Raw genomic sequence first — 8,981 nt, 5'->3', positions numbered from 1 at the left:
TCTTAACCACCTCGCCAAAACCTACCAAAATATGGTGTTGGTTTATTAGCGCTGATTTAGTGGGGATCCCTCAGCGCTTTCGCGGGTTTAGTCAGGATGCATGGCTTTTGCGCCACTCATCGACCATTTCTCTGGAAACTTCTTTCTTATAGCAAACAGGCGCATACCCGCCTTGCTTACTCCACGCACTTCTTCTCCCGCAGCTACTGCCATTACGGGCTGAGTTGAACGGGCAGGCACAGACGCCAGGGTAAGATGCGATAGAATCTTCGATAATGAGCTGACGTATCTGATCGTCGGTTTGTTTTGATGATTTCGCCTCTGTGGTGCTGATCCACAAGAGACTAAAGGCTGCAGCCAAAGTTACAGCGAGTTTGCGTTTATTCATGATTCCCTCCATTAAAAGAGAGATAAATTAGCCTGAATAATGGCAGCCCAATCGTCTGAAAAAGCAGCAAGTAATTGCTTATTCTTTTTGAAAACATCCAAACAAAAAAGCCACCTTCAGGTGGCTTCATATCAGACGTGGTTTTCGCAGCCTGCCATGGTTTTATCGATGATGAGGTTTCCTTCAACACGGAAACCAAATGTCCCAAAGATAAATGCATGGTTTAGTTGAGAAATCACCACATCGCTCAAGCCTACCGCGCATTTATCCTTTTCGATCGCCCTGTCCATTGCCGTTTTAACGTTAGGAATGCCCAGAGGGAAAATAACGATGGGTGCTTTGTCTTCACCTGTAACACGTGCACCCTTTTCAAACTTGCCAGCATTGAGGTTGTAGTTTTTAGTACTACCCACCGTCATGTCGGCCACGCGCACTGTACAACCTGAAAGTAAAAGCGCTCCCAGCGCTACTGCTAAAATCTTTTTCATTTTTATTTTCCATTGATTGCAAACGGACGCATCCTAGCATCATGCACGTGCAATTCAACTTGAAAACAATGATTTATATCTCCACCTACTAATATTGGCAGGCCGGTAACAGCGATTTACCATCAACAGTTGCACTGACATACTGTAGGGAGTTAAGACTATTCCTATAAATTTTATTGATAAGTCATTCACTCGGTCGTAATGTAATTTCGCCACTTGGCAACACAATCACACAGTGAGAAACATTATGAAAAAGGTAATGGCTATCTTTTGCCTCATTCTGTCTATGGGTGCTTCAGTGAGTGCATTTGCGGGCAACTGTCAGCATAACGGCGACACAGCAGCAGATGGTTCACGTTGCGGTAACCGCTCTGCGGACGCTCGTCCGGGCGGCAACTAAAGATATGGCCCACTAAGGTGGGCTGTTACTTTCAAACGGTACAATGTGGGATAGATGATCAAAGATTATTTTGGCTAAATGATCTCCGTTATTCGCCGATAACCATAGGCAATCAACTCATGGAGAACTCTTAATGGAAAAGCCAAATCCTCTCGCAGCCCTGTCACTAATCATCTGGTTTCTGATGTTCATCCCCTGCTTTCGTATGGCACAAAAGGCTGGTTTCGGATGGAAGATGGCGATATTGCTATCCTGTCCAGGCATTCATTTCATCATGCTATACGTCTTCGCATACAAGAAGTGGCCAACTGCACCATATCGGTAAGCACTGATCATATGTCAGCCATGCAAGTGAGTTTCACAAGACCAGCTCGTAATTTGTCTTGATATCTTCACGAACATAAAGACAGCCACGCAGCACATTCAGAGCACTGACTATCAATTCAGTGTCTCGTGCCGGGTCTGTTATATTATATTTACCCCCATGGAAAAGATTATTGCGGACACGTGTTGATGCAATGATTGCCTTACTGTCACGATCAGAGCAAATTTCTGGAAAAGGAGAGTCTTGCCATTCAAAATTTCTAAGCTGTTTCTTTGGGGGGAAATCAGTCAGAAAGACAATTGAAGTTTTCAGTTTGATCGACCTAACCGAACTAAGCTGGCCTACCATCTCAGAAGCAAACCTGTGCCAATCTACTGTCGCTGGTTCCCTTTCCTGCAAATAGCCGCTCATTTTAAGTGCGTGTTCAACCCTTGAAAAAACCGCAAAGAATTCTGCCACCAACTGGTAGTCCAACCCCGCCAATAGTTGTTGAGGAGACTTCATTTCAAAAGAGTCCAAGACCTCATCATGTCCAGTCATATCCATACCTAATTTAACCTGCACTAACGCCCACATAGTTAAGTTATAAACAGGTATAAATAAAAGCAATTGTGTTATTCAACTTTGGAATATAAAAAATTATTTTTATTCCATTTCGCTCGAAAAAAAACACGCAAATCAATCGTAGTCAATCGTAAACAAACGGTAATGAACGAACATGAACCAACCTGAACAACCCCAAGAGCCAATCTTGAGCGAGGTTCGGGTTCTGATCGTTTTTCAAGGAGTTGCGATCGCGCTCAAGTCAGGGTATATTTTGGTCAGATTAAGAGTTGGAGGCCATATGGAAACGAAAGATATTTCAGTTGAAGCTTTAGCCGCTTTTGTCGGTTCACTTCCATTAGTAGGTGGAGTTGGTGACAGTACGCTCAAAAACCTGAAGCCAGTGCCGAAGATGCTTAAGTATGTGGACCCTTTCATCATTAACTTCGAGGAAATAGATGCCGAAGCTACCGTCGAAAAATTCATCGAAGATACTAACGCGCAAGTAGGCCCATCCTCACGCAGCAGTTATAAAAGCCGCATCAATCAAGCAATAAAGTTATATAAGAACTTCTTGGCAGACCCAAACAGCATTTTTGAAAATCAAGAAAGTGAGGTGAAGGTGAAAAAGCAATTACCACAAACTCTAGTTTTACCACCACAGTTGCCCTCTGAATCAAAGCAGTCAACAATTGATATACCTGTACCAATTCGCGATGGCATCATTTTGACAATACCCGGAGTTCCAACTGATCTCACAAACGAAGAAGCCGAGCGTATCGCTTCAATTTTGAAGGTTTACGCCCGGCCTCGTCATGAATTTGAGTAATTGTTCCTGCAAGAACATTTACTCGAATCGAGGGTAAAGGCACCCACGACTGTACAGCTGGTGAATTTGTACAATAGTGGATCCTCGCCTCTCAAGCAAGACACTTATGGGGAGTGCTTCACCCATAGGTGGGGTGAAGTCGATGACTTTACGCACTATAGCTACAAAAGAAGCACCTCCTGGTTACAGCTGGAGACATTGCCGCTTTCGCCGCACCCGAGCTAAGGCAGGCACCCCAGAAAATGAGCGCAAAGTGTTGGATGCTCATTCCTATGGCTACAAATGCTGGTCATTTCTGGTAAGAAGTAAGTAGTGGAGCACCCGGCTTAGGCCGGGTTTTCTTTACCTCAACCCCTCCAATATTTACCGCTTCGCATGCAATCCCCTAAACACCAACTAAGATCAGATCGTCTCTTACTTCCCTGTGATGAGGCCATGCTCTTATTGGAAATCTTTGGCACAGGATTGTGCCCAGCCCGGTTGCCACCACTCCCGGGCTTTTTGTTTTCTAGCTTTTGCGTTTCTTATCGGCCACTTTCTTCAGAAACATCCACTGAATGCTGTAGGCGATTTGTCCGGGACCCAGCACCCAGGCAGACGAGGAGTGCCCGTCAGTACCCATGACCACGAATTTCATCCCGACGAGGTTAAGCAGATCGACGAGCTTCCTGTCCCAGGTTTCCGCAATACCGGTATCTCCTGGCACCACATCCACCCTGACGCGGGTGCCGGGTGGGCATGTTATTCGTGTGCACGTTCCATGGATTTCAGCCATGGTGTTGTCCCAGCTGTCACCGTAGTAGGTGTCACTGTCATTGTCGTCCATAGCTACGGCCACCAGCGTCAGTGCCAGCAAGGACAAAACTGTTAATGTCTTCATACCCACCTGCCCCGAGAAAATGCCGAGGTTACAGGCTGTCACTTTCCGGATTCAGTTTTCCGCAAAAATGAACCCCCTCAAATATTCAGGGCTGAAAACGCTAAGAATTCATATGCGGCGGTCATAACCCAATGCTTTATGAATGGCGGTGCCCTCAGTCATACCGGTGACTGCAGCACGGCCCAGAATCCGACGAATGGTATGTTCATTGTGGATGACGGCAGGGCCCAGCACCGGACGAGGAGGCATATTGACGGTCCCGAACTCAAACCACGGTGCCCTATTGTCTTTTGAGCCGACCACCGCCTCAAAACCACTGACCTCATGCTCCCACGTGTCCCGGAATTCACCGGTGCGCAGGAGCGGCGCTTCCAGGGGGAAACCTTTTCTCGCTTTGTCCGCTTCGGTACTCTCAGCCAGCGAAGCCCAGTCCTGAAAAGGGCCCACTGCAGGCTGATAGAAACCGATTTCATCTCTCGCGGTCTGTTCGATACATGCGGCGACCTCTTCGAGTCCGTCAGCCAGTCGCTTGTGCAGCGCGACTTCCAGCGCTGAGAACTGCAGAGCCGCCCCGAGAAAACCCTCTAACTCTTTCACGTCTGTTTCTCCCAGCCCCATGTCTGCCAGTTAAACTGCGCCCCTTCCAGCTCCGAAAACACGATCGCCATCGCGTGCCGTTCATGCGCCGCCATCACGCTTACATCAAATACCATTGAAAACGGAACCCCGTTCTTCACCAGCCAGCAGCGGCTGCGAAAATCAGGGTTCAGGGCAAGTTTTTTGTGGCGGTCCTGTGACCGTCACTGTCTGTGGCGTTTTCTCCGGTCGGGAAAAATCGTGTGGCCAGTGCGTCCATGCCTTCGCGGCCGAGAATGCTGATCATGGCATCCACCTGCGCCTGAGTCTGAGGGATAGCGTACTCATCGCCATCGATGTCGGAGACTCGTGCCGCCGGAATGGCATAGACATTCACATAAACCGGGTTCATTGCAGCCTGTGCACCGATGGCCAGAATCAGCCGCGACTCCTGTAACGGGTCCAGTTCACGGTAGCGGATGACCCGGCCCCGGGCGTCAGTCACCTGACTGGATACAGCGGGCGTTGCCGTTTCTGACATCGGTTCTTCATGGACAGTGACTTTCACTCAGTGACCTCAGTTAACTTTCTTACGACGACTGGCGGTAAAGGTCAGCGTCTGGTTGACGGTTTTCTCACCCTGCTTGTTGCCGGCATCGGTGAGATGAAACGACACGCCTTCATAGCGGTATACGCTGACCGTGCCGTTCGCTTCGGTGATGGTTTCGGTAATGGTGCCGCGGGGCTGATCGATACCGTTGAAATAGTTGTCTTCCCACTTCGCCCAGAAGTCATCGAGCGTGGCATCCATGCGTTCCGCGGTGATGGTGCCGTGCCAGCCGACAGGGATTTGCAGCTCGTCAGTGATGCCGTTCAGTGGCGTGATTTTCTGAGTTGAGACCTGCGGCTTTGAGTCAAAGCTCATGATTTTGGGAATGCGAAGCTTTCCAGTGTGCGTAATGATATCGACTGCGATGTCGCGGCCCACGGTATAGCCAAGAGTTGGCATGGTTTATCTCCGGGATGTTAGCGCAACGGACTTAATGAGGTGAGTCATTGGAGACGGAGATGGATACGCTGCCACCCCCTTCCAGGTTCACGAGGAAATAGCGAACCACGTTCAGGTATTTAACCTGCACATCTGCGGTCATATACCCCAGTGCAACGCGTGAGTCCGGGTTATTGGTTGCATCCAGGCGCACGGCAAATGCGGGCCCGCCATTAGGGTCACCTATCATGTTCTGCCTCTCCAGAGTCGACAGGAAGGATTCCAGCGTGCTCTTGGTTTCACGGCGTAAGTCCACCGTCTGGTTGTCACCGACAACACCACCAAAACTCGCTGCAATGGTCAGCGACAGATAGTTGGTCATTCGGGTGTAGGTGTCATCATTCTGGGTCGGGTTTGATGAGGTGTTACGCCCTGAGCGCATGCCAAAGTAATGACCGCCCGGACAGGGGTTAGTGATGACATCAAGTCGGGCAGAGTTAATCGCCCCGATTTCCGGTACCGAGTAAGGTCGCCCTTCCAGCTGGCGCTGAGTCGCAATGATGCCAGGGATGCGCTTGTTCAGTGTGGAGATATGCGGTGATCGGGCCGCAATATTCGCCGCCTCAAAGGTGGCTGGCGCAATTATGCGGTTAATACCGTTGGCAGTGTCTTTCCAGGTCGGCCAGTCGCCCACAATCAGTTTCAGGTGCCAGTCATCAACGCCTGAACTGTTGAGGGCTTCGGACAGCGCCATACAGCCCGTCGAAACAGCACCCTGCGCGATCGCATATGCCCCTTCTGACCCCGCAAACGCAGCCATCGATGGCCAGCAGTTTTTATCCGTCACATCAATCAGGTTGATGACCTGAGAGTTGGTACCGCGGAGGGCATACATGCCCGTGCGCGGGGTATCAATACCGTCCTGACCGAGGATGGTTGTGTCACTAATGCCCGTCGCACCGTCGGTACCACCACTCAGGGTTACTTCAGTGGCCGGGGACGGTGTCGTCGTCTCGGACTCGGTGACTTTTGCCCTGACAAGCTGGCTGGGGCCACGAATATTGAGCTGGCCCTGGTTCACCGCATCAGCCATGGCTTTCCAGAACGAATCACCCTCACCCCGGATGTTATCGAAGACTTCGGCACTCACACCCGGCAGGCTGATGGTGAGTTTTCTGGAGCCGACTGCAGTACCGTTGCTGATACCTGCGCTAATCTGATTACCGCGGGTACCGCTGTACAGTGCGGTCAGCAACAAAGTAGTCTTGAGCCCGTTCTCACTGAGCCTGCCGCTGGCTGAAGTATCGCGCCCGTTGGTTACACGGACACAGATAAGGTTAGTGGCGCCAACCTGCAGAGAAATCGCCGCAGCGGTCGCTAAATCGTACTGGCGATTTCTGGGGGAACCCAGAAAGAAAGCCATATCCGTATCAGAACCGATGCGGAAAGCGCTGTTGACCGGGCCCCAGCTGGCCACGCCCACCAGCCCAAGACCATCAGTGGATACACCGTTGATATATCGTGTGCGAGGAGGCACGACCTGCACGTATAAATCCGGTGCCGTCAGTGCAGACGTGTTGAGGCTGCCGGAGGGATAAATCGGCATGAAAATTACTCCGTAATGAATCAGTAATGCAGGTCGCAGGTGACAGATGATGAGTGAAGGTCAGGCATCAGGGCCTGAAGCTGTGGCCATTGAGATTAACGGCGATGTCTGTTACCTCTGGCGCACTGACGGTCTGAGTAGTAGCGAAGTTCACACTGAAAATCAGGTCACGGCGGTACACATGCCAGTTCTCAGCAGCATCAGAATCAAACTGGCGGGCATAGAACATCTGAGCTGGTACACCATCGCCGAGGTCAATGTGGCAATGCTCTGACAGAACAGCATCAATCGCTGTGCCGATTGTGTTTCTCAGCTGTGGTGAAGGTGCCCAGACCGTAACCTGAAACTCCTTTATCTGCCGGCGAAGTTCCCGGACAGCAGTGCCAGCGGTTGTGACTGAAATACTTAACTGATTAACAACAGAGATTATGACCCGACCCATCATGGCAAATGCATGGGGGAGATGCTGCTGAAGGCTGTTGACTACATGTTCTGCTGTTGTCCCTGTCCTGAAGTGAAAGATAAATTTTTTCCCATTCAGACGTACCTGCACATTCGTTAAAGCCGATGCAACTCCCGAAACTGCAATCGCACAGTCAGTTACCCACAACTTCAGCGTGGGCATACCTTTAGCCAACTGCTGATATGACCTGCCCAGCGCACAGTTAACCTTGCGTTCAGCAGGGAGTGGCCACACAGAGACGTGCGCACCGCCTGATTCGATGTCTGACTGTAACGGTAATGAGGCTGGCCAGCCCGGGTAAATTTTGACAGGGGCATTAACAATCCCGGGCAAAAGAGAACCGCCGGGGTAAAGCACATCCGCGACACGCTTTGCCAGGTATTGTGAGACATCATCAACACTGGCCATTTTACGCAGTCAACCGCATCGCTGTGAGCCGCCATCCCATGTCAGTCAGTTCGGTACCGATGACCACATAGCGTAGTCCACCATCATCGGTCACAAAATCCCCGGTATGGATATGCAGATTACCGAAGGCTGGCATGAGAATGCTGCACCAGGCGCTGCGGGTTTCTCCGGGTAATTTTAACGGGCTGTGCTCAACACTACGGTTGAGCAGAATGCTCGCAGGCCAGTCAGACGTGATTATTGTTTCACTGGCAGCAGTCGTCCCGCCGTAATCCTGTAGACCTCCATTTGCGCCACTCGCCCTGCCCGCAGCGGTGCGCTTCAACGTTATCTGCCGCTCTGCTTTTACGCACAATATGGGCTGTAACAGCGGCATGGCAGCCACATAAAGCGTGCCTTCTTCTTCTGAGACCAGGATGTCGCCGACCTCAAACCCCGTGGCATCAAAAATACCAATACGGGCGGCCTGACCAAAACGCGCAGCGCGCATGTAGCCGTAGTCAGTCGTGAAGGACGCTGAAAGTAACTGCAGCGGCTCCGTTTTAAGCGGACCAAAGGGACTCTGTGCACGGTAATGACAGGCGATGCTGCCAAGGCGTTTTGCAGCCTTACCATTGCCCATACTTACTCTGGCTGAAAGCTGCAACGCATCCATGTCAGCTCCTGACCAGTCGCGCTGTGCCATTACCCAGAGACGGGCCCGGGGTTATACCCAGCAAGCCACACAACTGACGACGCCACTGATTGTACAACCGCGTGCGGTCAGCAACCTCTGAGCGGTTTCGCTGCCAGACAGCAGCCTTATCCGTATCGAGATTTTCAGCGGCACGTGAGATACCGCTCTCCAGACCTGCCAGCGTGATGAGGTAGTTCGCCACAATCTGTTCCTCCTCATCCCGCAGTGTATTCAGCCGATGCGCCAGCGTCTGAAAGCGTCCGGATGTGACCTGTGCGTACGCGACATCTGAGCGATCGTCCGGAGAGGTATCACCCAGCATCGGATAGCCCATATACCGGCGTGCGTCAGCCTGCTGTTGTGGAGTCAGCATGAGATACCTCGTTATATGAATTGCCACCGGAAATGGCA

At 51.0% G+C, this 8,981-nt stretch carries 12 protein-coding genes; 1 reads left to right on the top strand and 11 read right to left on the bottom strand.

Translation table 11 applies throughout. The annotated features are described in order from the left end of the window. Positions 1–91: 91 nt before the first annotated feature. The 3 genes from QMZ30_RS14700 to QMZ30_RS14690 all read right to left on the bottom strand — a co-directional run bounded on the left by QMZ30_RS14700 (position 92) and on the right by QMZ30_RS14690 (position 2,147). A complete protein-coding gene (locus QMZ30_RS14700) occupies positions 92–388 on the bottom strand; it encodes a hypothetical protein (RefSeq protein ID WP_283227945.1) in 297 nt (98 codons plus the stop codon). 131 nt (positions 389–519) lie between these two features. Then, on the bottom strand, positions 520–876 hold the full coding sequence (locus QMZ30_RS14695; RefSeq protein ID WP_283227944.1) for a lipoprotein: 357 nt from the start codon (positions 874–876) through the stop codon (positions 520–522). A 758-nt stretch (positions 877–1,634) separates the two neighbouring features. Further along, positions 1,635–2,147: a hypothetical protein gene (locus QMZ30_RS14690; protein WP_283227943.1), complete on the bottom strand. Its 513-nt coding sequence runs from the start codon at positions 2,145–2,147 to the stop codon at positions 1,635–1,637. A 172-nt stretch (positions 2,148–2,319) separates the two neighbouring features. On the opposite strand from QMZ30_RS14690, the gene QMZ30_RS14685 reads away from it, so the two are divergent. Next, positions 2,320–2,973: a hypothetical protein gene (locus QMZ30_RS14685; RefSeq protein WP_283227942.1), complete on the top strand. Its 654-nt coding sequence runs from the start codon at positions 2,320–2,322 to the stop codon at positions 2,971–2,973. A gap of 508 nt (positions 2,974–3,481) precedes the next feature. Here the strand turns inward: QMZ30_RS14685 and QMZ30_RS14680 are convergent. The 8 genes from QMZ30_RS14680 to QMZ30_RS14645 form a co-directional block, all read right to left on the bottom strand. Continuing rightward, complete coding sequence (locus QMZ30_RS14680; RefSeq protein WP_283227941.1) at positions 3,482–3,853, bottom strand: hypothetical protein; 372 nt, start codon at positions 3,851–3,853, stop codon at positions 3,482–3,484. A 108-nt stretch (positions 3,854–3,961) separates the two neighbouring features. After that, on the bottom strand, positions 3,962–4,450 hold the full coding sequence (locus tag QMZ30_RS14675; protein ID WP_283227940.1) for a phage virion morphogenesis protein: 489 nt from the start codon (positions 4,448–4,450) through the stop codon (positions 3,962–3,964). A 169-nt stretch (positions 4,451–4,619) separates the two neighbouring features. After that, positions 4,620–4,970, bottom strand: coding sequence for a hypothetical protein (locus tag QMZ30_RS14670; RefSeq protein ID WP_283227939.1), 351 nt, complete (start codon positions 4,968–4,970; stop codon positions 4,620–4,622). Between the two features lie 36 nt (positions 4,971–5,006). Then, positions 5,007–5,438, bottom strand: a complete 432-nt coding sequence (locus tag QMZ30_RS14665; protein WP_283227938.1) for a hypothetical protein — start codon at positions 5,436–5,438, stop codon at positions 5,007–5,009. Positions 5,439–5,469: 31 nt separating this feature from the next. Beyond that, the gene (locus QMZ30_RS14660; RefSeq protein WP_283227937.1) at positions 5,470–7,023 is read right to left on the bottom strand and encodes a phage tail protein; all 1,554 of its coding nucleotides are present in this window, start codon (positions 7,021–7,023) and stop codon (positions 5,470–5,472) included. A gap of 67 nt (positions 7,024–7,090) precedes the next feature. After that, positions 7,091–7,894: a hypothetical protein gene (locus tag QMZ30_RS14655; protein WP_283227936.1), complete on the bottom strand. Its 804-nt coding sequence runs from the start codon at positions 7,892–7,894 to the stop codon at positions 7,091–7,093. Between the two features lies 1 nt (position 7,895). Further along, positions 7,896–8,549 carry a hypothetical protein gene (locus QMZ30_RS14650; protein ID WP_283227935.1) on the bottom strand — a complete coding sequence of 218 codons (654 nt, stop codon included), beginning with the start codon at positions 8,547–8,549 and terminating at the stop codon, positions 7,896–7,898. A 1-nt stretch (position 8,550) separates the two neighbouring features. Then, positions 8,551–8,943, bottom strand: coding sequence for a hypothetical protein (locus QMZ30_RS14645; RefSeq protein ID WP_283227934.1), 393 nt, complete (start codon positions 8,941–8,943; stop codon positions 8,551–8,553). Positions 8,944–8,981 lie beyond the last annotated feature (38 nt).

The sequence above is a fragment of the Pantoea sp. EA-12 genome, from assembly GCF_030053355.1.
Classification (GTDB): domain Bacteria; phylum Pseudomonadota; class Gammaproteobacteria; order Enterobacterales; family Enterobacteriaceae; genus Pantoea; species Pantoea vagans_C.
Note: the sequence above shows the minus strand (reverse complement) of the source record. Positions and strands in the feature narration are given on the sequence as shown.

Excerpts from the sequence above, each read along its gene's own strand:
- QMZ30_RS14700 (WP_283227945.1), bottom strand. The coding sequence starts at position 388 with ATGAATAAACGCAAACTCGCTGTAACTTTGGCTGCAGCCTTTAGTCTC.
- QMZ30_RS14695 (WP_283227944.1), bottom strand. The coding sequence starts at position 876 with ATGAAAAAGATTTTAGCAGTAGCGCTGGGAGCGCTTTTACTTTCAGGT.
- QMZ30_RS14690 (WP_283227943.1), bottom strand. The coding sequence starts at position 2,147 with ATGGATATGACTGGACATGATGAGGTCTTGGACTCTTTTGAAATGAAG.
- QMZ30_RS14685 (WP_283227942.1), top strand. The coding sequence starts at position 2,320 with ATGAACCAACCTGAACAACCCCAAGAGCCAATCTTGAGCGAGGTTCGG.
- QMZ30_RS14680 (WP_283227941.1), bottom strand. The coding sequence starts at position 3,853 with ATGAAGACATTAACAGTTTTGTCCTTGCTGGCACTGACGCTGGTGGCC.
- QMZ30_RS14670 (WP_283227939.1), bottom strand. The coding sequence starts at position 4,970 with ATGTCAGAAACGGCAACGCCCGCTGTATCCAGTCAGGTGACTGACGCC.
- QMZ30_RS14665 (WP_283227938.1), bottom strand. The coding sequence starts at position 5,438 with ATGCCAACTCTTGGCTATACCGTGGGCCGCGACATCGCAGTCGATATC.
- QMZ30_RS14660 (WP_283227937.1), bottom strand. The coding sequence starts at position 7,023 with ATGCCGATTTATCCCTCCGGCAGCCTCAACACGTCTGCACTGACGGCA.
- QMZ30_RS14655 (WP_283227936.1), bottom strand. The coding sequence starts at position 7,894 with ATGGCCAGTGTTGATGATGTCTCACAATACCTGGCAAAGCGTGTCGCG.
- QMZ30_RS14650 (WP_283227935.1), bottom strand. The coding sequence starts at position 8,549 with ATGGATGCGTTGCAGCTTTCAGCCAGAGTAAGTATGGGCAATGGTAAG.
- QMZ30_RS14645 (WP_283227934.1), bottom strand. The coding sequence starts at position 8,943 with ATGCTGACTCCACAACAGCAGGCTGACGCACGCCGGTATATGGGCTAT.